The organism is Pseudomonas sp. PDM03 (assembly GCF_014852385.1).
GTDB classification, from domain to species: domain Bacteria; phylum Pseudomonadota; class Gammaproteobacteria; order Pseudomonadales; family Pseudomonadaceae; genus Aquipseudomonas; species Aquipseudomonas migulae.
Genome location: NZ_JACVBM010000012.1, coordinates 1 through 24,768, shown reverse-complemented (window position 1 = coordinate 24,768; position 24,768 = coordinate 1). Strand labels below are relative to the sequence as shown.

Sequence of the window (24,768 nt, the reverse complement as noted above, 5' to 3'; positions counted from 1 at the left end):
GTTCCTACTCGTCAGTGCCCTGGAAGAAATCATGCGTACCTCTCTCACACTCGCTTTGCTCTTGTTCGTACCGCTGGCTCAGGCCAAGGAATACCCGATCGGCGAACCACAGATGTGTCCGGGGCTGGAAGTCGGGGCGGTTTATCTGCAACCGATCGAGATGGAACCGGCGGGCATGATGCGCGCCACTGCGGATTCGGATGTGCATCTGGAGGCCGACATCCGCGCCACTGCGAATAATCGCCAGGGCTTTCAGGAAGGCAGTTTCGTGCCCTATCTCAACGTCTCTTTCAATCTGAAAAAGCACGGCAACGACCCGGAACTCAAAGGCGATTTCCACGCCATGGTCGCCAACGACGGTCCCCACTACGGCGACAATGTGAAGCTGATGGGGCCGGGCAAATATCAACTCACCTTCACCATCCTGCCACCCGGTGGTCACGCCTCTCTCGGTCGCCACACCGACAAGGAAACCGGTGTCGCGCCCTGGTTCGAACGCTGCGAGCTGCACTACGAATTCGTCTACGCCGGCATTGGCAAAAAAGGCGGCTATTGAATGAAGCGCCTGCAGGTTGCCTGCCTGCTGGTGGCTGGAGCCCTTGTGCCGTTGACCGCCCATGCCGAGTTACCGAGCTACGAACTGATCCTGCGCGATGGCCACTTCACGCCGGCCTTGCTGGAGGTCCCGGCCGGGCAGCGATTCAAGATCGTCCTGAAAAACAACGGTCAGGGGCCGGCCGAATTCGAGAGCACACCGCTGCGGGTTGAAAAAGTCATGTCTCCGGGCGTGACCACCTTTGTCGTCATTCACCCGCTCAGGCCCGGTCACTACCCGTTTTTCGACGAGTTCAATCCGCAACTGCCCGAGGGCGGCATCCTCGCGAAATAACCTGTCAGCGCACGGAGTTTTCATGAATCAATCAATGTTCATCGTCTGGCGCGAAAGCGTCGAGGCGTTGCTGGTGATCGGCATTCTCCAGGCCTGGGCCAGCCAGCAGTACCAGGGTCATCGACTGGTCAAATACTTGTGGGTCGGCGTGGGGTTGGGGTTGCTGCTCTCGTGTCTGCTGGCCGTGCTGATTCTGTTTGCCGGCGAGGCCATGAGCGGCTCGGCCAGTGAATGGTTCCAGGCCGCACTCGCGCTGGTCGCCAGCCTGTTGATCGTACAAATGGTGGGCTGGATGCACCGTCACGGGCGCTCCCTCAAACAGGATTTGCAGCGCCACGCCGACAGCCATCTGGCCCGGCAAGGTGGCATGGGGTTGTTGCTGCTGGCGATGCTCGCGGTCAGTCGTGAAGGCAGTGAAACGGTCGTGTTTCTCTATGGCGCCGGTGCTCAACTGCGAGGCCCGCAGCTCGGTTTGTTTGCCATCGGTGGCGCCATGGGGCTGGTGCTGTCGGCGTTGACCATCATCCTGCTGAACAGCAGTCGCCGGTTCATTTCGTGGCAACGATTCTTTGCCATCAGCGAAGTCATCCTGCTCATGCTCGGGGCCGCATTGCTGGTCAGTGGCACCGAGCGAATCGGCGGCCAACTGCTCGCCCTCGATCTGCCGGAGCAGGTTTACAGCGTCATTGGCGACGCGTTCTGGGACAGCAGCGTCTTACTGAGCGACAGCCATGGGCTCGGTGGTTTCCTGGCCGGTTTTGCCGGTTATCGGGCAACCCCCAGCGGCCTGACCTTGCTGGTGTGGATCGGTTACTGGCTGGTCGTCGGCGGATGGCTACGGCAACGGACGATGGAAAAAGTCCCATGCCTGAACTGAGTTGGCACAATCGATGGCTCCAGCGACTGGGCGACGGGATGCGTCGCCATGCGCGGTTCATTCGTGCCGCGCAGTGGCTGGTTGTGGTGTTTTACGCAGTGCTGCTGGTGATTCCGCCGCTGCTGCCGCTGCCGGACAGCCAGGCCCGGATGCTCGACAACCTGACCTTGCTCGCGCAGTTTCTGTTTTGGGGGATCTGGTGGCCGTTCGTGCTGCTGTCGATCGTGATGTTCGGTCGACTCTGGTGTGGCGTGCTGTGTCCGGAAGGCTCGCTCAGCGAATGGGCCAGCCATTACGGCAAAGGCATGGGCGTGCCGCGCTGGTTGCGCTGGGGCGGCTGGCCGACCCTGGCGTTCTGCCTGACGACCCTCTATGGCCAGTTGATCAGCGTCTATGACTACGCTCAGGCGGCGCTGCTGATTCTGGGTGGTTCGACTGTCGCTGCGGTGGTCGTCGGGTTGTTGTTCGCCCGAGGCAAGCGGGTCTGGTGCCGTTACCTGTGCCCGGTCAGCGGCGTGTTTGCACTGCTCGCCCGCTTGGCGCCGGTGCATTTTCAGGTCAACGAACAACGCTGGATAGAAAACGCCCCGCCACGCCTGTCGCCCCCCAACTGCGCACCGTTGCTCGATATCCGACGTCTGCAAGGCGCCAGTGATTGTCATGCCTGCGGGCGCTGCAGCGGGCAACGCGGTGCCGTCCAGTTGATCGCCCGGTCGGGCAATCAAGAGATTCTTCACGCGACGTCGCAGACGCTATCCCCGTGGGATGCTCGCTTGCTGCTGTTCGGTGTGATCGGCCTGGCGATGGGCGCTTTCCAGTGGACGGTCAGCCCCTGGTTCATCGCACTCAAACAAACGCTCGCCCAATGGCTGGTTGAACACGACCAGTTCTGGGCCCTGCAAGACAACGCGCCCTGGTGGCTGCTCACCCACTACCCGCAGCTCAACGACAGCTTCAGTTGGCTCGACGGGTTCAGCATCGTCACTTACCTGAGTTTGAGCTCGGTGCTGCTCGGCACCGTGCTAATGGTTCTCTTGCGCCTGACCGCTCGACTGGCGGGTGATCGTGCACTGTATTGGCCCCTGGCGCTCACACTCACGCCCCTGGGTGGTGCGGGACTGTTTCTCGGGTTGTCGGCAACTACCGTGAAACTGCTGCGCTATGAAGGTTTGCTGCTGGAATGGGTGCAACCGGTCAGGGCCTGCCTGTTGGTAGCCGCGATTGGCTGGAGTTTGCTGCTGGGATGGAAGCGACTGAGCCGCGAAAACCGCTCTCTGGCGCGGCGCATGTCGGGCAGCGCCTGCCTGCTGTTGGCCAATGGTTTGATCGGGTTTGGCTGGTGGTTGCAGTTCTGGGGCTGGTCCTGAGCGCCCACCTCCACAACCACCCGCCCGGGTGGTCTAGACCTTGAATCGCGCCACGGTCTGATGCAGCGCCCCGGCCATCTGCGCCAGTTCATGGCCAGCGGTGTCGGTGTGCTGCGCACCCAGCAAGACTTGCTCGGACAAGGTGCGAATCCCCACCAGATTGCGATCCACCTCACGCGCCACCAACGCCTGCTCCTCCGTGGCACTGGCAATCATCAGGTTGCGTTCATTGATCTGTGAGATGGACCGGGTGATCTGATCCAGTGCATCACCTGAGCGCTGCGCCACTTCCAAAGTAGCCCGCACCAGATGACTGCTGCTTTGCATGGCCGTCACCGCATGGCCGGTATCCTGGCGAATGTTGCCGATCATCTGCTCGATTTCCTGGGTGGACTCCTGCGTGCGATGCGCCAACGCGCGCACTTCATCGGCGACCACGGCAAAGCCGCGCCCGGCATCCCCGGCCCGTGCGGCTTCAATTGCCGCGTTGAGGGCCAGCAGATTGGTCTGCTCGGCGATGCTGCGAATCACGTCCAGGACTTTGCTGATGTCCTGCACCCGGCCTGCCAGTTGTTCGATGCGTTGCGAGGTGTCGGTGACGCCATCGGCCAGTTCGCCGATGGCAACCACGGTTTCCTGAACCTGTTCGCGGCCACGCTGCGCGGTTTGCTCGGACTGTTTGGAGGCCTCGGAAGTACTGACCGCGTTGCGCGCCACTTCATCCACCGCAGCCGTCATCTGATTCACCGCCGCAGCGGCCTGCTCGATCTCCAGCCCCTGCAATTGCAGGTTGCTGGCGGTCTGGCTGCTGACGGCACTCAGTTCTTCGGAAGAGCTGGCTACCCGGTCAACCGAAGAAGCGATGTGCTTGACCATGGCATTCAGGCTTTGCTGCATCTGATGCATGTTCATCATCACACTGCCGTCGGCACTTGCCCCCACCGGCACCTGAATCGTCAGGTCGCCCTCGGCGATTTCACTCAAGAACCGTGCGGCATCATCCGGCTCGCCACCCAATGGCCGGGTCACACTGCGCGTGACGACTATCGCAGCGGCAATCACCAGCGCCAGGCAGAACAGGAACAACCCGAGCATGTTGCGCCGGGCATCGCTGTACAGTGCCTGCGCCGACTGTTCACGGTCGATGAAGATTTTCCCTTGCAGCGCCATCAATTCATCCAGGCTGCGATACACCTCGGCTTCGGCCGGTACGACTTTCTGCTTCAGCTGGGCCATGGCATCGTCGGAAGCCCCTTGCCGAATCAAGACCTGCACCTGGGTGAACGCGGCAACGTAGGCTTCGCGGTTCTTTTTCAAGGCCAGGTATGCGGCTTTGCCCTCTGGCAGATAGAACAGCGGCTCAAGGGTTTCGAGCGCCTGGGTGATGCGTTTCTTGGTGGCGTCGATCGACTGCTGCACTTGCTGATTGTCCTTGTTGATCAGCAAGTCCCGGGTGTTCCTGGCGTTATCGCGCACGCCCGTGGCAATGACCATGATCGGTTCGATCTTCGGCCAGTCCTGTTTGACGATGACCACCGCCTGTTCCTTGAGCGTTGCCAGATCGTGCAACGCGTAAAACGCCATGCCCATCAGCGCCAGCGGCGCGATTGCAAAGCCGATGACGATCCGTTGTGCCGTGGTTAATTTAGCCATATCAAATGCTCCCAGTTTGATACCTGCCTGATTGGCAGCGCATTTGAAATTCATGGTGGATGTCACTGTTGAACGTTGTTCCTCGGGTTCGGTTACCCCCGTAACACGAACGCTGGAAACAACTCGCGCATCGCTTCCCAAAGATCGGGTAGCAAGGCCTGTGCCGAAACGCTCGGCAGCAGCGGATCGAACATCCGCTCGGTACGCACCAGTTGCACGGCGAAGCGCTTGACGCCCAGCGCGCTCAATCGCTGCGCGAGGGTTAACAGACGTGCCGGTTCGACGAGATGCCAATGCACGGTGGTGCGGCATTCGTAGTCGACATCGCTGGCCAGCAGGTGCTCGAGGCTGCGCCAGTTGGCTGTTCCGCTGCCCTCGACGCGGGTGATGGCCTGGCAATCCTCAGGCAATGCCTTGACGTCGAAGCCCACCCAGTCGGCCCCGGCCAGCGCCTTGGCGAACGCGGCCGGCTTGATGCCGGCGCTGTGCAAACCGATGCGAAATCCCATCGCGCGCACTTCATCCATGGCGCCGGGCAACGCGTCCTGCAAGGTCGGCTCACCGCCGCTGAACACCACGGCATCGAGCAGGTCCTGTCGACGTTGCAGAAACGCCATAACCCGCCGCCAATCCACTTCCTCGGTGCCACGAGGCGGGATCAGTTGCGGGTTATGGCAGTAACGACAACGCCAGGCGCACCCCTGGCAAAACAGCACGCAGGCGAGCTGTCCCGGATAGTCGATAGTGGTCAGGGGCACCATGCCCCCGACCCGCAGCATTCGACTCATTGGCGCCCGGCCACGGCCGCGCTTTCGGTGAAGTGCACCCGTTCGCGGTGCTCCGACTGTTTGCCCGGATTGAACGCCGACACCGGACGGTGATAACCCATCACCCGGGTCCAGACTTCGCAGCGTTGACGTTGAGCCTGGGGCAGTGTTTGCGATGCAATCATGGTGAAGCTCCTTGCGGTTGAGTGGATCGAAATCAGTGAACGGTGCCGGTTTGCTGTTCTTTGAGCAGCAGGATCTCGTCGCATTTGGGACAGAATTCGTGCTCGCCATCGAGGTAGCCGTGCACCGGGCAGATGGAGAATGTCGGGGTCACGGTCAGGTACGGCAGGCGGAACCGCCCGAGAGCTTTGCGCACCAGTTGCTTACAGGCTTGGGTCGAAGAAATCCGCTCGGCCATGTACAGATGCAAGACCGTCCCGCCGGTGTATTTGCATTGCAATTCGTCTTGCAGTTCCAGGGCCTCGAAGGGGTCTTCGGTGTAGCCCACGGGCAGTTGCGAGGAGTTGGTGTAATACGGCGCCTGCGCGCTGCCGGCCTGGAGAATGTCGGGATAACGCTTGAGGTCTTCCTTGGCGAAACGGTAGGTAGTGCCCTCGGCCGGTGTGGCTTCGAGGTTGTAGAGGTGGCCGGTTTCTTCCTGGAAACGCACGAGCGTGGCGCGCACATGGTCCAGCATCCGCAGGGCAAACTGCCGACCGTGCTCGGTGTGCATGCCCTCCTTGTCGCCGGTGAAGTTGCGCAGCATTTCATGCAGGCCGTTGAGGCCGATGGTCGAGAAATGGTTGCGCAAGGTGCCGAGGTAACGCTTGGTGTACGGGTACAAACCGGCGTCCATGTGATGCTGAATCACCTTGCGCTTGACCTCCAGGCTCTCCATCGCCAGCTCCATCAGCGTGTCCAGACGCTTGAGCAAACCGCTGGTATCCCCCTTGAACACATAACCCAGTCGCGCGCAGTTGATGGTTACCACGCCGAGCGATCCGGTCTGCTCTGCCGAGCCAAACAAACCGCCACCGCGCTTGAGCAACTCGCGCACGTCCAGTTGCAAGCGGCAGCACATCGAACGTACCTGATTGGGCTGCATGTCCGAATTGAGGAAGTTCTGGAAATACGGCAGGCCGTAACGCGCGGTCATCTCGAACAGGCGGTCAGCGTTTTCACTGTCCCATGGAAAATCATGGGTGATGTTGTAGGTCGGGATCGGAAAGGTGAACACCCGCCCTTTCGCATCGCCGGCCTGCATCACTTCGATGTAGGCGCGGTTGAGCAGGTCCATTTCGGCTTGCAGGTCGCCATAGGCAAACGGCATTTCCTCACCGCCGATGATGGGGATCTGCTCGCGCAGATCCTGCGGGCAAACCCAGTCGAAGGTCAGGTTGGTAAAGGGCGTTTGCGTGCCCCAGCGCGACGGTACGTTGAGGTTGTAGATGAATTCCTGGATCGCCTGGCGTATCTGCTCGAAGCCCAGCTGGTCCTTGCGCACATAAGGCGCCAGGTAGGTGTCGAACGAACTGAACGCTTGGGCACCGGCCCATTCGTTTTGCAGGGTGCCGAGGAAATTCACCATCTGCCCCAGGGCACTGCTCAGGTGCTTCGGCGGACCGGCTTCGACCCGTCCCGGCACACCGTTGAGCCCTTCGTGCAAGAGCGTGCGCAGCGACCATCCGGCGCAATAACCGGCGAGCATGTCGAGGTCGTGCACATGCAAATCCGCCTCGCGGTGGGCCTGGCCGATGGCTTCGCTGTAGACCTCGTCCAGCCAGTAGTTGGCGGTGACCTTGCCCGACACGTTCAGCACCAGCCCGCCCAGGGAATAGCCCTGATTGGCGTTGGCCTGGACCCGCCAGTCTTCACGGTCGAGGTATTCGTTCATGGAGGTGGCGACCTCGACCAGGGTCCGGCGGTCGCGGCGCAAACGTCCGTGCTGTTCGCGGTAGACGATGTAGGCGCGCATGGCGAAGAAAAAACCGGCGTCCATCAGCACCCGTTCGACACGGTCCTGGATCTGTTCGACATGCAGTCTCGGTAGCCCTTCCAGGCGGGCGAGTACGGCCTCGAGCAGGCTTTCGGCTTCAACGTCGGTGTATTCCCCGGTTGCCCTGCCGGCAGCGATCAACGCCTGACGGATCTTGTCGGCGTCGAAGGCAACCAGGTCACCGTTGCGCTTGTGCAAACGGTTACTTCCTACTGAGATCAGCGTGCTTTGCATTCGGCCTCCAGATACTACATATAGATTTTTATTCATCTAAAAACACAACATGCAGTGGAGGTTACGGACAAAGGACGGATCTGCAATTGACCGATATCAAGATTTGGCGGTGATTGCCTAGCATTTGTTTTTGGTGTGTAGATCCGTTGTTGTGGTGATGGCGGCTGGCGGTTTCGCCCTTACGGCGAGTCACTTGGAAAAGCCCCAAGTAACCAAGGGCTCTTGCCCCTTTCGTTCGGTGCCTCGCTTAGGCTCGGCATGCCCTCGCTCCGGTCCTGCTCCGTGGGCCCGCCGCCATCGGCCATCCCTGGCCGGGGGCGGCTAACCCGGCATCCATGCCGGGTTGCCCACTGCGCAGAACCTGCGCTCGGCCTCTCGAGGGGGCGCTCAGATCAAAAGCGCAAGGCGAGCTAACGCTCGGCCTGATGAGTGGTGGAAATCAAAAGCAAACGCCGATCCCTGTAGGAGCCGGCTTGCCGGCGAAAAACGCCCAGACACCGCGTTCATTCAGACAGTCCGCGTTATCGTTGACGTCCATCGCCAGCAAGCTGGCTCCTACAAGGGAATGCATATGCATTTGGATAAATACGATCCCCTGTAGGAGCCGGCTTGCCGGCGAAAAGCGTCTGGGCGACGCGTTCATTCAGACACCCCGCGTTATCGCTGACGTCCATCGCCAGCAAGCTGGCTCCTACAATTTTGAATCGTGTGAACCCAATCCATTGTAGGAGCCGGCTTGCTGCGGGCGGCGTTCCGACGATAGCGGTGGGTCAGTCAACGTATGTATTGGCTGGACGGACGCCATCGCCAGCAAGCCGGCTCCTACAGGGGATCGGTGTACATATCCGGAATGAGGGAACGCGTGCACCAAAGAGCCAGGTCGGCTTTCAGGCCGCCTCGGCGGCTGTGGCGGTGGTCGCCCCCTCGAGAGGCTGAGCGCAGGTTCTGCGCAGTGGGCAACCCGGCATGGATGCCGGGTTAGCCGCCCCCGGCCAGGGATGGCCGATGGCGGCGGGCCCACGGAGCAGGACCGGAGCGAGGGTATGCCGAGCCTTAGCGAGGCACCGAACGAAAGGGGCAAAAGCGCTTGGTTACTTGGCGCTTCTCCAAGTGACTCGCTGTAAAAGCGAAACCATTAGCGGCCGTTACCGCAGAAATGGATATGTACACCATCAGAAACTCGGCGCTTGGATTTGCGGCAAATCAACCACCACTCATATTCATGAACCGAACAATCTGCACGTCCCCCTCCGGAGTGAAATCATGGCGCAACGGTTTACCACGCAAAGCCTTTTGCACCGCATTGATCACCGGCTGGTCATCCAGCGGATAACGCCGCAGCAACCCTCTCAAATCCAGCGCATCGTCCTGCCCCAGACACAACAGCAGCTTGCCTTCCACGGTCATCCGCACCCGGTTACAGCTGCCACAGAAGTTGTGGCTGTTGGGTGAAATGAAACCAATCCGGGTCTCGGGATGGCGTTCCAGGCGCACATAACGCGCCGGCCCGCCGCTGTTTTCCGTGCTGTCGAGCAAGCGATGACGCTGAGCAATCAACGTGCGCACGTCATCACTGGAACAAAACGATTCGCCCCGTGATCGCCCGACATCGCCCAGCGGCATTTCTTCGATAAAACTGATATCGATGCGTTGGTCGATGGCGTATTGCACCAGCGCCGGGACCTCATCGAAATTGCGCCCCTTCATCACCACGCAGTTGAGCTTGATTCGCTCAAACCCCGCATCCCGCGCCGCTTCGATGCCGCCCAGCACCTGATCGAGATCACCGTTGCGGGTGATCGCGCGAAATTTCTGCGCGTCCAGGCTGTCGAGGCTGATGTTCATCCGTTTAACACCCGCCTCCACCAACGGCCGCGCCAGGCGGCCCAGCTGCGAGCCGTTGCTGGTCATCACCAGTTCGCGCAAACCGGGCAACGCGGCGATGTTGCGACACAGATCGACAATGCCGGGACGGATCAACGGCTCGCCGCCGGTGAGGCGAATCTTGCGCACGCCCAAGCCGACGAACAACGTTGCCAGGCGCTGCAATTCCTCCAGCGTGAGCACCTGCTGACGCGGCAGGAAGGTCATGTTTTTCGCCATGCAATACACACAACGAAAATCACACCGGTCCGTCACCGACATCCGCAGATAATCGATCTGCCGCCCAAAACCATCCTGCATCACAGCGTTCATCACATCTCCCGGTTAGCCTTGAGGCTCACTGCACCAGCGGTGAGTCAGCGCCCTGCAAATGAATACCGCGGACATCCGCCGCGCCAATCAGGGTTTGCAGATATTGCACCAGGGCCTTTTGCCAGACGCCCTGCTGCAACTGCGTGCGGATCGCCGTCGACACCGCTTCATAGGGCAACGGCATGCCTTCGATCCGCTGATCGACGCTGACCACATGCCAGCCATAACGACTTTCCAACGGTTTGCTGGCCAGCCCCGGTGCCAGCGTGAACAGCTGCCGCTCCAGTTCCGGCACGGTCTGGCCTTTGCTGATCTGCCCCAGGGAACCACCTTGTGCCTTCGACGGGCAGGCCGAATATTTCACCGCCAGCTCGGCGAAGCTGCCGGGGAAGTCTTCCAGCCGTTGCAGCAGGATTTCTGCCTGGGCATGCGCCAGCTCGCGGGCTTCGGCATCGTCCGGCGCGCACTCCAGCAGGATGTGCCGCACCGCCAGCAACGGCGCGCTGTGAAAGCGCCCGCGATTGTTTTCGTAGTAACGAAGGCTGGTTTGCTCGTCGCATTGCGGCACGATCACCTCGCGTTCGAGCAACAAGCGCGTGGCGGCTTCCTCTTCGTTCTCACCGGCACCGACCTCCAGCGACACGCCCAGTTCGGCAATGCGCTGCTGCAACAACTCGCGGATCACCAGCGCCTTGGCGGCTAGATACACCGCCTCTTCGCGGCTTTCGGCCGGGTGATATTGCAGCTCCTGAGCCATCGCTTCCGGGGTGATCACCACCTCGTTGACGCTGATGATCGGCCACTCCTGCTCACTGCTGGCGATCAGCTGCGCCGGCGCGTCATCGGCCGCCGCAGGCTCAACCGCGAGTTCTTCAAACGGTGCGACATCGTCCGGCACCGCAACCTCTACTTGTTTGGAAGATCCGCAGCCACCGCTGCCGCCGTTACCACCGCCACATCCACATCCACCTGACATGATTGTCTCCTCAGAATTTCTGCCGAACGATTTGATAACGGCGTCCCAGGTACCAGACCGGTGCACTGATCACGTGTACGAGACGGGTGAAGGGGAACAGCACAAACAGGGTCAGGCCGAGAAACACGTGCAGCTTGTAGGTCAGCCCGACCGGCGCGATGGAGGCCGCCGCTTCTGTCGGCCGCAACAGCACGGTGTTCTGCGCCCAGTCGGCGAGCATCACCATCACCGAACCGTCCATGTGCGCGGTGGACGCAACGATGGTCAGCAAACCGAGCAGCAACTGCGCCAATAGCACCAGCAGAATCAGGATGTCCGACGTACTGGACGTGGCGCGGACCCGAGGGTCGCTCAGGCGCCGGTTGACCAGCATCAGCAGGCCGATCAGGCACAACAGGCCGAAGAAGCCGCCGGACACCATCGCCAGCAACTGCTTGTTCTCAGTGCTGATCACATGGTGATAAACCGACGCGGGCGTCAGCAGGCCGACGAAATGCCCGGCCAGCACGAACAACACACCGATGTGGAAGAAGTTGCTCGCCACGCGCATGCCGCGCTGGTTGAGCATTTGGCTGGAGCCCGCCTTCCAGGTGTACTGCGACAGGTCGAAGCGGGCCCAACTGCCGATCAGGCAAATGGCCAAAGCGATATAGGGATAAATCCCGAACAACAACAGGTTCCATTTAGACATTGCCTACCTCCTGGACTGGCGCGGCGGCCAGTCCTTCATGCTGAAAATCCACCCAGTGCAACGGCACCGCGCTTTCTTCCCGGGCCTTGCCCGGCGCGCTTGGCAGCGAACCGCAACGGTCCTGCTGTTCGGCCTGGAGAAAGTCCACGGCCTCCTCTTCCCAGATCTTGTCGAGGGCTTCGAGCGAGTCGTCGCGCACTTCCGCCGCGACCTGCTCACGCAGGTCGGCCACGGCCTGATGCGGCTCGGCCCCGGCAATCTGCAGCAGCGCCCGGAAGCAACTGGCGTAAGCGCTTTCACGCTCCTCCAGACGCGCCGCGAGCAAGGCCAGCAGGTGCGAGACATCCGCCAGGCCCTCGCGGGCCTCGATGTCTTCGCGAGTGGACAGAAACTCCAGGTACAGCGGGATGTAGTCCGGCAGCTCTTTGACGCCGATGGCAAAACCGGCGTCTTCGTACTGCGCCATCATGTCGACCATGGCCTGGCCACGGTCGCGGGACTCGCCGTGCACGTGTTCGAACAACAGCAACGAGAGCGCGCGCCCCCGACCGAACAGCGCACCGTAGTGCTCCTGCCCGTCCATCAGGTCATTGGCGCAGATCAGCTCCAGCAACTCGAACAACGCACCGCGCTGCTTCGGGCTGATTTCCCGCGACTGAATGATCGCCTGCTCCAGTTCGTCGCGGCCGCTGATCAGCGTTTCAGTCGGGTAATCGAGCAGCAGCGAAATCACTTTGAGAATTTGCATGCTCATTCCTCCCACAACTGCACGGTTTTCAGAACGTCGCGACGGTTGGCCTTTTTCGCGCCGAACATGTTGGTGTCGGAGCTGCCGCTGCAACCGCTGCCGAAACTGAAACCGCAACCGGAGCGTTCGGCAAAGGCGTCGCTCATGGCGTCTTCGCGGTGGGCGGTCGGTACCACAAAGCGGTCCTCATAGTTGGCGATGGCCAGGTAGCGGTACATTTCCTCGACCTGGTCCACGCTCAAACCGACGTCCGCCAGCACTTGCAGGTCTTGCACGCCATCGACTTGCTCGGAACGCTTGTAGGCACGCATCGCCAGCAAGCGTTTCAGCGCACGCTTGACCGGTTTTTCATCGCCGGCAGTCAGCAGGTTGGCCAGGTACTTCAGTGGAATACGCAGGCTGTCGACGTCCGGAATCACCCCGTTCATGCCGACGGTGCCAGCAGTTGCGGCGTTTTGAATCGGCGACAGTGGCGGTACGTACCAGACCATCGGCAAGGTGCGGTATTCCGGGTGCAGTGGCAGTGCGAGTTTCCAGTCCACGGCCATTTTGTAGACCGGCGAACGCTGGGCGGAATCGATCACCGACTGCGGTACACCGTCTGCCAGGGCCTGACGGATCACCGCCGGGTCATTCGGGTCGAGGAAGATCTCCAGTTGTTTCTCGTACAGATCCTGCTCATTGGCGGTGCTCGCCACTTCGCTGATGCGGTCGGCGTCGTACAGCAACACGCCGAGGTAACGGATACGACCGACGCACGTTTCGGCGCACACGGTCGGCATCCCGGCTTCGATACGCGGGTAGCAGAAAATGCACTTCTCGGACTTGCCGCTTTTCCAGTTGAAGTAGATTTTCTTGTACGGGCAACCGCTGATGCACATGCGCCAGCCACGGCATTTTTCCTGGTCGATCAGGACAATGCCGTCTTCTTCACGCTTGTAGATCGCCCCGCTCGGGCACGATGCCGCACACGCCGGGTTGAGGCAGTGCTCGCACAGGCGCGGCAAATACATCATGAAGGTGTTTTCGTACTCGCCGTAAATGTCCGCCTGGATCTTGTCGAAGTTCTTGTCCTTGCGACGCTTGGCGAATTCGGTGCCGAGGATTTCTTCCCAGTTCGGGCCCCACTCGATTTTCTCCATGCGCTTGCCGGAGACCAGCGAGCGTGGGCGCGCAGTCGGCTGATGCTCGCCCAGCGGTGCGGTGTGCAGGTGCTGGTAATCGAAGTCGAACGGCTCGTAGTAGTCGTCCAGGCTCGGCAGGTCCGGGTTGGCAAAGATGTTGGCCAACACGCGGAACTTGCCGCCGATGCGCGGGTTGATCGAGCCGTTGGCATTGCGGATCCAGCCGCCCTTCCACTTGTCCTGGTTTTCCCATTCTTTCGGGTAGCCGATCCCGGGTTTGCTTTCGACGTTGTTGAACCAGGCGTATTCCATGCCTTCACGGCTGGTCCAGACGTTTTTGCAGGTGATCGAGCAAGTGTGGCAACCGATGCACTTGTCCAGGTTCAGCACCATGCCGATTTGTGAGCGAATCTTCATCTCAGTTCTCCTCGATATCGGTCGGCAGAGGACGCGGCAGGTCATCACCGGACGAACCATCGAGCCAGTCGACTTTGGACATTTTGCGCACCACGACGAACTCGTCGCGGTTGCAACCGACCGTGCCGTAATAGTTGAAACCGTAGGCCTGCTGGGCATAGCCACCGATCATGTGGGTCGGTTTGAGCACGACGCGGGTCACCGAGTTGTGGTGGCCGCCACGGGTCTTGGTGGTTTCCGATCCGGGCACGTTCACGATCCGTTCCTGGGCGTGGTACATCATCACCATGCCGTCCTTGACCCGCTGACTGACCACCGCACGGGCGGTCAGCGCACCGTTGGCGTTGAAGCACTCGATCCAGTCGTTGTCCTCGATGCCGGCGCTTTTCGCGTCGTTCTCCGACAGCCAGACAATCGGGCCGCCACGGCTTAAGGTCAGCATCAGCAAGTTGTCGCTGTAGGTGCTGTGGATGCCCCACTTCTGGTGCGGCGTGATCCAGTTCAGGACGATTTCCTTGTGGCCGTTGCTGCGCTTGCCTTTCACCCCGGCGATGGTCCGGGTGTTGACCGGCGGGCGGTAACTCATCAGCTGCTCGCCGAACGCCTGCATCCACGGGTGATCCTGGTAGAACTGCTGGCGACCGGTGATGGTGCGCCATGGAATGGCTTCATGAACGTTGGTGTAACCGGCGTTGTAGCTGACGTGATCGTCTTCGAGCCCCGACCAGGTCGGGCTGGAAATAATCTTGCGTGGCTGCGCCTGGATGTCGCGGAAGCGAATCGCCTCATGCTCCTTGCCCACCGCCAAATGGCTGTGGTCGATGCCGGTGAATTCCGACAGCGCGGCCCAGGCCTTGACCGCTACGTGGCCGTTGGTTTCCGGTGCCAGCGACAGGATCACTTCAGCGGCATCGATGGCCGAGTCGATTTTCGGACGGCCGTAGCTGATACCAGCGTCCCGCTCGTGGTGGTTGAGCTCACCGAGGAATTTCACTTCAGTCTCGGTGTTCCAGTTGATGCCCTTGCCGCCGTTGCCGTGTTTTTCCAGCAATGGCCCGAGGGACGAGAACTGCTTGTAGATGTTCGGGTAGTCGCGCTCGACCACGTGCAGGTTCGGTGCGTTTTTACCCGGTACCGGTGCCACGCCTTCGCTTTTCCAGTCGGTGCCGCCAAACGGCTGGGCCAGTTCGCCGACGCTGTCGTGCATCAGCGGAATGGTCACCAGATCCTTTTCGACGCCCAGGTGCCCTTCGGCCATGCTGGAAAACGCCTTGGCGATGCCTTTGTAGATTTCCCAGTCGGAACGCGATTCCCACGCCGGGTCGATCGCGGCCGACAACGGGTGAATGAACGGGTGCATGTCCGAGGTGTTCATGTCGTCTTTTTCGTACCAGGTCGCGGTCGGCAAGACGATGTCGGAATAGACGCAGGTCGAGGACATGCGGAAGTCCAGCGTAGTCACCAGATCGAGCTTGCCGATGGCGCCCTCGTCCACCCATTCGGCTTCTTCCGGTTTGCAGTCGCCGACCTGGCCGATGTCTTCGTTCATCACCCCGTTCTTGGTGCCGAGCAGGTACTTGAGCATGTACTCGTGGCCCTTGCCCGAGGAGCCCAGCAGGTTGGAGCGCCAGATGAACATGTTGCGCGGGAAGTTCACCGGGCTGTCCGGTTGCTCGCAAGAGAAGCGCAGCGAACCGTCCTGCAGCGACTTGACCACGTAGTCTTTCGGTTCCATGCCGGCAGCAGCGGCATCACGGCAAATGTGCAGCGGGTTGGTGTTGAGTTGCGGTGCGCTAGGCAACCAGCCGGCGCGTTCGGCGCGGATGTTGTAGTCCAGCGCATGCTCGGGGAATTGCGACTTGTCGGCCAATGGCGAGAGCACGTCGTGCATGCTCATCTTCTCGTGGCGCCACTGCGAGCTGTGGGCATAGAAGAAGCTGGTGCCGTTCATTTGCCGTGGCGGACGGTTCCAGTCCAGGCCGAACGCCAGGGGCAGCCAGCCGCATTGCGGACGGAGTTTTTCCTGGCCGACGTAGTGCGCCCAACCGCCACCGGTCTGACCGACACACCCGCAGAGCATGAGCATGTTGATCAGCCCGCGGTAGTTCATGTCCATGTGGTACCAGTGATTCATCGCCGCGCCGACGATGATCATCGAGCGGCCCTTGGTCTTGTCGGCGTTATCGGCAAACTCACGGGCAATCTGGATCGCTTTCTCGCGGCTGACGCCGGTGATCTGCTCCTGCCAGGCCGGGGTGCCGGGCACCGAGGCGTCGTTGTAATCCTTGGCGACGTTTTCGCCACCCAGGCCACGGTCGATTGCCAGGTTAGCGGCCGACAGGTCGAACACGGTGGCGACTTTGGCCACGCTGCCGTCAGCCAGAACGATGCTGTGCACCGGCACACGACGGTATTGCACGGCATCGCCGGCCACGTGCGGGAAGTGCTCGTGGGACTCGCCGGCAAAATACGGGAACGCCACTTCGGCCACGTCATCGCCGATCAGGCTCAGTTTCAGATCGATCTCGCGACCTTCGCCACCCTCACGCGGGAGGATGTTCCACTTGCCCTTCTCGCCCCAGCGATAACCGATGGAGCCCTGAGGGGACACCAGTTCGCCGCTGGTATCCAGGGCGATGGTTTTCCATTCCGGGTTGTTTTCCTGGCCGAGGTTGTCGGTCAAGTCGCTGGCGCGCAGGAAGCGGTCCGGCTGGTAACCGGCGCCCGGCGCCTTGTCGGCCATTTGCTTGAGCAGCACCAGCACCGGCAGATCGGTGAAGCGCTTGGCGTAGTCAGTGAAATAGGCGCTCGGTTTGTCCAGGTGGAATTCTTTGAAGATCACATGGTTGAAGGCCTGCGCCAGCGCCGCGTCGGTGCCCTGCTTGGGGTTCAGCCACAGGTCGGTGAGCTTGGCGACTTCCGAATAGTCCGGGGTGATCGCCACAGTCTTGGTGCCCTTGTAACGGACTTCGGTGAAGAAGTGCGCGTCGGGGGTACGGGTCTGCGGAACGTTGGAGCCCCAGGCAATGATGTAGTTGGAGTTGTACCAGTCGGCCGATTCCGGCACGTCGGTCTGCTCACCCCAAACCATCGGCGAGGCCGGTGGCAAGTCGCAGTACCAGTCGTAGAAGCTCAGGCAGGCGCCGCCGATCAGCGACAGGTAACGCGAACCTGCGGCGTAGCTGACCATCGACATGGCCGGGATCGGCGAGAACCCGACGATCCGGTCGGGGCCGTACTGTTTGATGGTGTAGACGTTGGACGCCGCGATGATCTCGTTGACTTCGTCCCAGCTGGAACGAATGAAGCCGCCCATGCCGCGCTTGCTTTTATAGGAGTCGGCCTTGGCCTTGTCCTCGACAATGCTGGCCCAGGCTTCGACCGGCGCCATGGTCTGGCGCGCATCGCGCCAGAGCTTGAGCAACGGCTTGCGGATTTTCGGGTACTTGAGCCGGTTGGCGCTGTAGATGTACCAACTGTAGCTGGCGCCGCGCGGGCAGCCACGAGGCTCATGGTTGGGCAGGTCGTTGCGGGTGCGCGGGTAGTCGGTCTGCTGGGTTTCCCAGGTGATCAGGCCGTTCTTCACGTAGATCTTCCACGAGCAAGACCCGGTGCAGTTCACCCCGTGGGTGGAACGCACGATCTTGTCGTACTGCCAGCGCGAACGGTAGACGTTCTCCCAGTCGCGCGACTCTTTGCGGGTCTCTCCATGACCCTCGGAAAACTCGTTTTGCTTGCGATTGAAAAACCGCAATTGATCCAGTAAATGACTCACGGTGTAGTCCTCTCAGGCTTGCTGCGGGGTTCTGTGCCCCGCCCACGCAATGGTTGGATTCGGGTCGTCTCAGCAGGGTGTCGCGGCGCCTTTGCGCGCGTACCACCACCAGGTCACGACGATGCAGCTCAGGTAAAAACCGACGAACATGTAGAAGGCCATCTCCGGTCCGCCGGTCTGGGCCATCGAAGTGCCGAAGGATTTGGGAATGAAGAACGCACCGAAGGCGCCCATGGCCGAACTGAAGCCCAGGACGGCGGCGGACTCTTTGCCGGCATTCTTGAGTGCTTGTTCGCGTACGGCCGGGGATTTTCCGGCAGCGGCTTTTTCATGCTGGGTGCGGAAGATCACCGGGATCATGCGGAAGGTGGAGCCGTTGCCCACGCCGGTGGTGATGAACAGCAGCATGAACATGCCGAGGAAGCCGTAGAAGTTGCCGCCCGTACCGTTTTGCGGCAGGAAGTGCATGACGCCGAAGACCATCACGATCATCGCGACGAAGTTCCACAAGGTCACTTTCGCGCCGCCGAGCTTGTCTGCCAGCCAGCCGCCCAATGGACGCACGAGCGCACCCACCAATGGGCCGAGGAAGGCGAATTTCAGTGCGATCACATCAGGGAACGAGGTTTTGATCAGCAATGGGAACGCAGCGGAAAAACCGATGAACGAACCGAAGGTCGCCAGGTACAACCAGCACATCAGCCAGTTGTGCTTGCGTTTGAAGATCACCGCTTGCTCGCTGAACGAGGCCCGCGCACTGGACAAATCGTTCATGCCGAACCAGGCCAGCACCGTCACCAGAACAATGAACGGCACCCAGATGAACCCGGCGTTCTGCAGCCACAATTGACCACCGTCCGGCAGGGTTTGCGGATTGCCGCCCATGACGCCGAACACGCCGAAGGTGATCACCAGCGGCACGCAGAACTGCATCACCGAGACGCCCAGGTTACCCAACCCGGCGTTGAGGCCCAGGGCCGTGCCTTGCTGGGACTTTGGGTAGAAGAAGCTGATGTTGGACATGCTCGAGGCGAAGTTGCCGCCGCCAAAACCGCAGAGCAAGGCAATCCATACGAACACGCTGTACGGGGTGCCCGGGTCCTGCACCGCGAAGCCCATCCAGATCGATGGCACCAGCAACGACGCGGTGCTCAGGGCGGTCCAGCGCCGGCCGCCGAAGATCGGCACCATAAAGGAATAGAAGACGCGCAAGGTCGCGCCGGACAGCCCCGGCAACGCCGCCAGCCAGAACAACTGGTCGGTGGTGAAGGTGAAGCCGATGGCGTTCAGGCGCACGATCACCGTGCTCCAGACCATCCACACCGCGAAGGCCAACAGCAGCGCGGGAATGGAGATCCACAGGTTGCGCGTGGCGGTCTGTTTGCCGCTGCTTCCCCAGAACGCAGGGTCCTCGGGGCGCCAGTCATGAATGACCGGCCCTTTATCAGGCTTTTGCAGAACGGACATGTTGTTCTCCTTGGGCAATGCTGGAAATCGGGGACGGGGACGGGGACGGGGTCAGCGTCGGCGCTTTACCAAGCACCGGGCTTTTGCGCATTTCGCTGAAGTACATCCAGGTGAGGGAGACCCAGACCACGCCGTACATCAACATGAAGCAGGACGAGCGCACGCCGGTGAGGTCCACCAGGGCGCCGAACATGATCGGCAGCACGAAACCGCCCAGGCCACCGGCCAGACCGACGATGCCGGACACCGCGCCCATGTTTTTCGGGTAGTCATTGGCGATGTATTTGAAGACCGAGGCCTTGCCGAACGCGAAGGCAATGCCCATGACGAACAGCAGCACGGTGAACAGCGCTGGGTTGAGGCCGATGTGGAAATCCACGGTGCCGTTGATGGTCTGCACTTGCAGTTGGGTCTGTGGGTACGAGAGCAGGAACAGGCAGATCCAGCTGACCCACAACACCCACCAGGTCACGCTTTGCGCGCCCCAGCGATCCGACATCCAGCCGCCGACGGCACGCAGCACGCCACCGGGCAGGGAAAAACACGCTGCCAGCAGCGCCGCGCTTTGCAGGCTGAAACCGTATTCCTGCACGTAGTACTTGGTCATCCACAGCGCGAGGGCCACATAGCCGCCGAAGACGATCGAGTAGTACTGGCAGTAGCGCCACACCGCAGGATCTTTCAGCGAACGCAGTTGCTCACGCAGCGTGGCGCCCGAGGCACTGCGGTGGTCCTTGTTTTCGGCACTGAGGAACCAGAACGACAGCGCAGTGATAAAGAGGATGGCGCTGAAGACTTTCGGCACCAGCTGCCAACTGCCGGCGGCGATCAGGGCCGGGGCGAGAAACTTGGTGACCGCAGCCCCGGCGTTACCGGCGCCGAAGATGCCCATGGCGAAGCCCTGGTTCTCTTTGTCGAACCATTTGGCAACGTAGGCAATCCCGACCGAGAACGAGCCACCGGCCAAACCGACGAACAGGCCCAGCAGCAAAAACTGCCAATAAGCAGTGGCGTGGCTGATCAGGTACAGCGGTGCGACGCAAGACAGCATCAGCAGAAAGAACACGCTGCGCCCGCCAAAGCGGTCGGTCAGCAGCCCCAGCGGCAAACGCACCAGCGAGCCGGTCAAGACCGGGGTCGCGGCCAGCAGGCCGAACTGGGTTTCGTTGAGCTGGAGCAGTTCCTTGATCGGCACACCGAGCACGGCAAACATCATCCAGACCATGAAACATACAGTGAAGGCCAGCGTGCTCATGCCCAGCACCAAGCCTTGTCGTACACGGGGTTGGGTCACAATGCTCTCCAGTCAGTTAGCCATGGCGGCAGACTAGAGAGAGCAACCCCGTAAAAACTTGATCCACGTCAACGAAGCCCAAGCGGGCCCAAGCCTATGCTTGCACTGCCTACCTCCAAGGAGGTAGACCGGAGAATGCTTAAAACCCCTTGTTTATCAGCGTTTTAACTTTTTCCACCCAGTGTTCTGTCGACAGGGAGCCGTCGACAACTCTTTAGAGGTAGCGCACCTCTGGATCGCCTTCGCGGGCAAGCCTCGCTCCTACAGGATTGAAGTCGTTCCCATTTTCGGCAGCCGGACCCAATCCTGTAGGAGCGAGGCTTGCCCGCGAAGAGGCCATAACAAACAACCTCACTCTGGAGCTGTGCATGCTCTGCTTTCTGCTTTACCCCCGGGACCTGCGCCGATGATTCGCTGGTTGCGCAGCTCCCTGCCCGCCCGCGCTGGGCTCGCGGTGATCCTGATCGCCGTGCTCGCCCTCGCCAGCTCGTTGAGCGCCGGGTTGATCGCCTGGTTCAGCCAGGGTGATGCCGCCGCCATCAACACGGCGGGCTCGGTGCGCATGGAGACCTACCACCTGAGCTGGAAACTCGCCGCCGGTGCCACCGATGAAGAAATCATCGGCATCACTGAAAGCCTGCAACGTCGCCTCAACAGCCAGTCACTCAAGGCCGTGCTGGAAGATGGCCCGAGCACCGCGTTGCAAACCAGCTATGGGCAACTCCAGCAACAATGGAACGAGGCGTTGCGCCCGGCGCTGGAACGCGGCGATGCCGTGGCGTTTCAAGCCCAGGCCCGGCCGTTCGTTGAGCAACTGAACCAGTTCGTCAGCCTGCTCCAGCGCCAGAGCGAGCAAAAGCAAGGCTGGCAACAAGTGATCCAGGGCATGGCGCTGTTCACCACCATGATTGTCCTGCTGATCGGTTTGTACGAGTTGCAGTACGGCGTCGTCACGCCCCTCAAGGAATTGGTGGACGCAACCCAGCGCTTTCGACGCGGTGATTTCAAGGTGCGGGTCAACCATCAGTCCCAGGACGAACTGGGCCAGTTGGCCACGAGCTTCAACGCCATGGCCGAAACGATAGAAGAGTCGCATCGCACGCTGGAAAGTCAGGTCCGGCAAAAAACCCTGAACCTGCAACAGGCCAACGCTGCGCTGGAGTTGCTCTATCAGAGCAGCCGCAGCCTGGCCACACGCCTGGCCAATGCCGAAGGGCTGGACGAGTTGATCCGGCGCTTCCAGCAACGCCTGCCGGGCTTGCGCCTGTCGCTGTGCTTGCAAGGTCAGGCGCAGGCGCCTGCCCAGCAACTGATCGCCCTGCATGGCGCCAACATCCGCGACGTCTGCGCCAGCAGCGACTGCGCCACGTGCCAGAAACACCACGACGCGAGGCCGCAATCCTTCAGCATCAGCAACCAGGGCAGCGAACTGGGTGAACTCAAGGCTTACTTTGTCGACGGCCACCCCACGCAAGCCTGGGAAACCCAACTGATCCAGGCCCTGGCCAACCTGATCGGCACTTCGCTCTCACTCAAGCGTCAACGGGAACAGGATCATCGTCTGCTGTTGCTGGAAGAGCGCACGATCATCGCCCGCGAACTGCACGACTCACTGGCCCAGGCCCTGTCCTACATGAAGCTGCAAGTCAGCCGCATGCAGACCCTGATGCGCCGGGGCGAGCCGGTGCAGACCCTGGAAAACGTCACCGCCGAATTGCGCGAAGGACTGAACAATGCCTACCGCCAATTGCGCGAACTGCTGACCACTTTCCGCCTGCAGATTCACGATGCCGGGCTGGTGCAGGAGCTCAAGGACACCGCCGCAGAATTCTCCCGTCGCGGCGAATTCCAGGTGCACCTGCACGTCGATGCGCTGGCCTTTCAACTCTCGGCCAGCGAGCAGATCCATATCCTGCAGATCACCCGCGAGGCGCTCTCCAATTGCCTGCGCCATGCCCACGCGCAAAACGCCTGGCTGGAACTGCGTCAGGACGGCGAAACCGTGAGGCTGTCGGTCGAGGATGACGGACGCGGCTTCAGCGGCGACGTCGACCAGCGCGAACATCACGGCCTGAACATCATGGATGAGCGGGCGCGGAGCTTGCGCGGCCACTTGCACATATTTTCCAGGGAGCCTCAAGGCACCCTCGTCCAGCTGGAATTCCACCCGGAATTTCTCGGACAGCACACAGAAGGTAGCGTCACATGAACCCGTCCCCACACCATAGAATCCTGCTGGTAGACGACCATCCCATGATGCGTCGCGGCATCCGCCAAATGCTCGAACTCGAAGATGACTTCCTGATAGTCGGCGAAGCCAACCATGGCGAAGAAGCACTCAGCCTGATCGAACCGCTGCAACCGGACCTGGTGTTGCTCGACAACAACATGCCGCAAATGAACGGCATTGAAACCCTGCGTCGACTGCGAGCGATGCACTACACCGGCAAGGTGTTGCTGTTCACCGTGTCGGACGCCGAAGACGATATTCGCGACGCGCTGCGCCTGGACGCCGACGGTTATCTGCTCAAGGACATGGAGCCCGAACTGTTGATCCAGTACATCCGCGAAGCGTTGGACGGTGCATTGGTCATCAGCCCCGGCCTGACCCAGGTCATGGCCCAGGCGTTGCGCTCGCCGCCACGCCAGGCGGTGGTTGAACTGACCGAGCGCGAACGCCAGGTGTTGAAAACCATCGCCAGCGGCTTCAGCAACAAGGTCATCGGGCACAAGCTGGGCATCACCGAAGGGACGGTCAAGGTTCACGTCAAGAACCTGCTGCACAAACTCGGTTTGCGCTCGCGGGTCGAGGCGGCGGTGTGGGCCATGGAGCATCTGCGCAGTGCGGGCTGACGGCCATGCCTCCTTGGAGGTAGGCCTGCAGAGGCATAGGTCAACCGGCCTGCGCTCTCTACTATGACCGTCAGCGGAGGTACGCCATGCTGACCCACCCTTCCATCGTTTTAACGTTGCGCCGTCATCATCTGTTCAGCCAATTGCCGGAGAAAGTCTTCGAGGAAGTCTGTGCCCTGGCCATGCTCAAGCGCCTGCCCTGTCACAGCACGCTCATGCATCAGGGCGATCCGGCCAAACGCTTTTTTCTGCTGGTCAGCGGCCAGGTCAAGTTGTACCGGCTCACTGGCGAAGGCCAGGAAAACCTGGTGGAGATCATCCAGCCAGGGCAAACCTTTGCCGAAGCGCTGCTGTTCAGCCAGGCCCGGCTCTACCCGGTGAGCGCCACCGCGTTGAAGGACAGCGTGCTGGTCAGCATCGAGGGCACCCACTATCGCAATGCGCTGGAGGACCAGCCGAAAGTCTGCCTGGCGATTCTGGCGAGTATGAGCGTGCACCTGCACTTGCGGCTGCGGGACATCGACACGTTGACCATGGCGAGCGCGAGCCGTCGGGTGATCAATTTCCTGTTTCAGGAACGCAACCCGGTCACCGGCCAGATTGTCTTGCAGATGTCCAAACGCCTGGTGGCGTCGAAGCTGGGGATTCAGCCGGAAACCTTTTCGCGGATTTTGCATCGCCTGGTGGACAGCGGCCTGATCGCCATGGAGCGACGTCACATCAGCATCCTCGCGGAAGAGGACCTGGCGGCGTTCCAATAACCGGAATTGACTGCCATCAATGCGCAATGCCCTGTGCCTTGCACACTTGAACACCCCATCAACGGAGAGCGTCAATGCCCCCTTCGACTTTGCCTCTGGTCTATGCCTGTTCCGGCTGTTCCAATGTTGCGCAACTGGCCAACACATTGGCTGTGCGCCTGGATCGCAGTGGCGTTGCTGAAATGTCCTGCATCGCCGGTGTCGGCGGGCATGTGGCCGCGCTGGTCAACAAGGCGCGGTCGGGGCGGCGGATCTTTGCGCTGGATGGTTGCCCGCTGCAATGTGTCGAGAACTGTCTGAAGCAGCATGGATTGCATGCGGATGTGCATTTGATTCTGAGTCATTACGGGTTGCGTAAGCGTTATGGCGAGGATTGCACCGAGGCGCAGAGCGATGAGTTGTTTGAGGGGATCAGGGGGTTGATTGTCAGTGATGCCCGGCAGCATGAAAGCCGGGCTTGAGGGCAGCGAACATTCCCTGTAGGGGGCGGCTTGCTGGCGATGGCTGTGTTTCGGCTGACGAGTTTTTTGATGGGGTACATATCCATTGCTGCGGTAACGGCGGCTATTGGTTTCGCCCTTACGGCGAGTCACTTGGAAGAGCCCCAAGTAACCAAGGGCTCTTGCCCCTTTCGTTCGGTGCCTCGCTAATGCTCGCCATGCCCTCGCTCCGGTCCTGCT

Annotated in this window: 20 protein-coding genes; 8 read left to right on the top strand and 12 right to left on the bottom strand. The window is 60.9% G+C overall.

What is annotated here, in order from left to right; genetic code table 11:
* Positions 1-31 precede the first annotated feature (31 nt).
* From IB254_RS17215 to IB254_RS17200, 4 genes are read left to right on the top strand one after another with little or no spacing between them, the layout of a single operon-like run.
* Positions 32-556, top strand: a complete 525-nt coding sequence (locus IB254_RS17215) for an iron transporter (RefSeq protein WP_192418239.1) — start codon at positions 32-34, stop codon at positions 554-556.
* Complete coding sequence (locus IB254_RS17210; RefSeq protein WP_192418237.1) at positions 557-889, top strand: cupredoxin domain-containing protein; 333 nt, start codon at positions 557-559, stop codon at positions 887-889.
* 22 nt (positions 890-911) lie between these two features.
* Positions 912-1,766: an FTR1 family iron permease gene (locus IB254_RS17205; protein ID WP_192418235.1), complete on the top strand. Its 855-nt coding sequence runs from the start codon at positions 912-914 to the stop codon at positions 1,764-1,766.
* Entirely contained in the window at positions 1,754-3,133 is a 1,380-nt protein-coding gene (locus IB254_RS17200; RefSeq protein WP_192418233.1) for a 4Fe-4S binding protein, read from the top strand. Before IB254_RS17205 ends, IB254_RS17200 begins: the two co-directional genes overlap by 13 nt.
* A gap of 33 nt (positions 3,134-3,166) precedes the next feature.
* Here IB254_RS17200 and IB254_RS17195 read toward each other — a convergent pair whose 3' ends face one another.
* The 12 genes from IB254_RS17195 to IB254_RS17140 all read right to left on the bottom strand — a co-directional run bounded on the left by IB254_RS17195 (position 3,167) and on the right by IB254_RS17140 (position 20,474).
* Positions 3,167-4,786 carry a methyl-accepting chemotaxis protein gene (locus tag IB254_RS17195; protein WP_008032931.1) on the bottom strand — a complete coding sequence of 540 codons (1,620 nt, stop codon included), beginning with the start codon at positions 4,784-4,786 and terminating at the stop codon, positions 3,167-3,169.
* Positions 4,787-4,878: 92 nt separating this feature from the next.
* Positions 4,879-5,574 carry an anaerobic ribonucleoside-triphosphate reductase activating protein gene (locus tag IB254_RS17190; protein ID WP_008043833.1) on the bottom strand — a complete coding sequence of 232 codons (696 nt, stop codon included), beginning with the start codon at positions 5,572-5,574 and terminating at the stop codon, positions 4,879-4,881.
* Complete coding sequence (gene nrdD / locus IB254_RS29690; protein WP_008032934.1) at positions 5,571-5,738, bottom strand: anaerobic ribonucleoside-triphosphate reductase; 168 nt, start codon at positions 5,736-5,738, stop codon at positions 5,571-5,573. The genes IB254_RS17190 and nrdD overlap by 4 nt, the downstream gene beginning before the upstream one ends.
* Positions 5,739-5,770: 32 nt before the next feature.
* Entirely contained in the window at positions 5,771-7,786 is a 2,016-nt protein-coding gene (locus IB254_RS17180; RefSeq protein WP_192418231.1) for a ribonucleoside triphosphate reductase, read from the bottom strand.
* 1,203 nt (positions 7,787-8,989) lie between these two features.
* Positions 8,990-9,982, bottom strand: a complete 993-nt coding sequence (moaA, locus tag IB254_RS17175) for a GTP 3',8-cyclase MoaA (RefSeq protein ID WP_192418229.1) — start codon at positions 9,980-9,982, stop codon at positions 8,990-8,992.
* Positions 9,983-10,007: 25 nt separating this feature from the next.
* Positions 10,008-10,958 carry a peptidylprolyl isomerase gene (locus IB254_RS17170; protein WP_192226480.1) on the bottom strand — a complete coding sequence of 317 codons (951 nt, stop codon included), beginning with the start codon at positions 10,956-10,958 and terminating at the stop codon, positions 10,008-10,010.
* A gap of 10 nt (positions 10,959-10,968) precedes the next feature.
* Entirely contained in the window at positions 10,969-11,649 is a 681-nt protein-coding gene (gene narI / locus IB254_RS17165) for a respiratory nitrate reductase subunit gamma (protein WP_008030998.1), read from the bottom strand.
* Entirely contained in the window at positions 11,642-12,397 is a 756-nt protein-coding gene (gene narJ, locus IB254_RS17160) for a nitrate reductase molybdenum cofactor assembly chaperone (RefSeq protein ID WP_008043733.1), read from the bottom strand. The genes narI and narJ overlap by 8 nt, the downstream gene beginning before the upstream one ends.
* A gap of 2 nt (positions 12,398-12,399) precedes the next feature.
* Complete coding sequence (gene narH, locus IB254_RS17155; protein ID WP_008030993.1) at positions 12,400-13,938, bottom strand: nitrate reductase subunit beta; 1,539 nt, start codon at positions 13,936-13,938, stop codon at positions 12,400-12,402.
* 1 nt (position 13,939) lies between these two features.
* Positions 13,940-17,713: a nitrate reductase subunit alpha gene (locus IB254_RS17150; protein WP_192418227.1), complete on the bottom strand. Its 3,774-nt coding sequence runs from the start codon at positions 17,711-17,713 to the stop codon at positions 13,940-13,942.
* Positions 17,714-17,782: 69 nt separating this feature from the next.
* Positions 17,783-19,180: a NarK family nitrate/nitrite MFS transporter gene (locus IB254_RS17145; protein ID WP_192418225.1), complete on the bottom strand. Its 1,398-nt coding sequence runs from the start codon at positions 19,178-19,180 to the stop codon at positions 17,783-17,785.
* Positions 19,158-20,474 carry an MFS transporter gene (locus IB254_RS17140; protein WP_192418223.1) on the bottom strand — a complete coding sequence of 439 codons (1,317 nt, stop codon included), beginning with the start codon at positions 20,472-20,474 and terminating at the stop codon, positions 19,158-19,160. Before IB254_RS17140 ends, IB254_RS17145 begins: the two co-directional genes overlap by 23 nt.
* A 406-nt stretch (positions 20,475-20,880) precedes the next feature.
* Between IB254_RS17140 and IB254_RS17135 the strand changes: the two genes are divergently transcribed.
* From IB254_RS17135 to IB254_RS17120, 4 genes are all read left to right on the top strand, one after another.
* Positions 20,881-22,683 carry a HAMP domain-containing protein gene (locus IB254_RS17135; RefSeq protein ID WP_192418221.1) on the top strand — a complete coding sequence of 601 codons (1,803 nt, stop codon included), beginning with the start codon at positions 20,881-20,883 and terminating at the stop codon, positions 22,681-22,683.
* A complete protein-coding gene (gene narL, locus IB254_RS17130; protein ID WP_008030980.1) occupies positions 22,680-23,327 on the top strand; it encodes a two-component system response regulator NarL in 648 nt (215 codons plus the stop codon). Before IB254_RS17135 ends, narL begins: the two co-directional genes overlap by 4 nt.
* An 86-nt stretch (positions 23,328-23,413) precedes the next feature.
* Complete coding sequence (locus tag IB254_RS17125) at positions 23,414-24,088, top strand: Crp/Fnr family transcriptional regulator (protein ID WP_008030978.1); 675 nt, start codon at positions 23,414-23,416, stop codon at positions 24,086-24,088.
* Between the two features lie 74 nt (positions 24,089-24,162).
* Positions 24,163-24,549: a putative zinc-binding protein gene (locus IB254_RS17120; protein WP_192418219.1), complete on the top strand. Its 387-nt coding sequence runs from the start codon at positions 24,163-24,165 to the stop codon at positions 24,547-24,549.
* Positions 24,550-24,768: the final 219 nt, after the last annotated feature.

Bases quoted from the DNA above. Each gene is read 5' to 3' on its own strand.
- IB254_RS17215 (WP_192418239.1), top strand. From the start codon at position 32: ATGCGTACCTCTCTCACACTCGCTTTGCTCTTGTTCGTACCGCTGGCT.
- IB254_RS17210 (WP_192418237.1), top strand. From the start codon at position 557: ATGAAGCGCCTGCAGGTTGCCTGCCTGCTGGTGGCTGGAGCCCTTGTG.
- IB254_RS17205 (WP_192418235.1), top strand. From the start codon at position 912: ATGAATCAATCAATGTTCATCGTCTGGCGCGAAAGCGTCGAGGCGTTG.
- IB254_RS17200 (WP_192418233.1), top strand. From the start codon at position 1,754: ATGCCTGAACTGAGTTGGCACAATCGATGGCTCCAGCGACTGGGCGAC.
- IB254_RS17195 (WP_008032931.1), bottom strand. From the start codon at position 4,786: ATGGCTAAATTAACCACGGCACAACGGATCGTCATCGGCTTTGCAATC.
- IB254_RS17190 (WP_008043833.1), bottom strand. From the start codon at position 5,574: ATGAGTCGAATGCTGCGGGTCGGGGGCATGGTGCCCCTGACCACTATC.
- nrdD (WP_008032934.1), bottom strand. From the start codon at position 5,738: ATGATTGCATCGCAAACACTGCCCCAGGCTCAACGTCAACGCTGCGAA.
- IB254_RS17180 (WP_192418231.1), bottom strand. From the start codon at position 7,786: ATGCAAAGCACGCTGATCTCAGTAGGAAGTAACCGTTTGCACAAGCGC.
- moaA (WP_192418229.1), bottom strand. From the start codon at position 9,982: ATGAACGCTGTGATGCAGGATGGTTTTGGGCGGCAGATCGATTATCTG.
- IB254_RS17170 (WP_192226480.1), bottom strand. From the start codon at position 10,958: ATGTCAGGTGGATGTGGATGTGGCGGTGGTAACGGCGGCAGCGGTGGC.
- narI (WP_008030998.1), bottom strand. From the start codon at position 11,649: ATGTCTAAATGGAACCTGTTGTTGTTCGGGATTTATCCCTATATCGCT.
- narJ (WP_008043733.1), bottom strand. From the start codon at position 12,397: ATGCAAATTCTCAAAGTGATTTCGCTGCTGCTCGATTACCCGACTGAA.
- narH (WP_008030993.1), bottom strand. From the start codon at position 13,938: ATGAAGATTCGCTCACAAATCGGCATGGTGCTGAACCTGGACAAGTGC.
- IB254_RS17145 (WP_192418225.1), bottom strand. From the start codon at position 19,180: ATGTCCGTTCTGCAAAAGCCTGATAAAGGGCCGGTCATTCATGACTGG.
- IB254_RS17135 (WP_192418221.1), top strand. From the start codon at position 20,881: ATGATTCGCTGGTTGCGCAGCTCCCTGCCCGCCCGCGCTGGGCTCGCG.
- narL (WP_008030980.1), top strand. From the start codon at position 22,680: ATGAACCCGTCCCCACACCATAGAATCCTGCTGGTAGACGACCATCCC.
- IB254_RS17125 (WP_008030978.1), top strand. From the start codon at position 23,414: ATGCTGACCCACCCTTCCATCGTTTTAACGTTGCGCCGTCATCATCTG.
- IB254_RS17120 (WP_192418219.1), top strand. From the start codon at position 24,163: ATGCCCCCTTCGACTTTGCCTCTGGTCTATGCCTGTTCCGGCTGTTCC.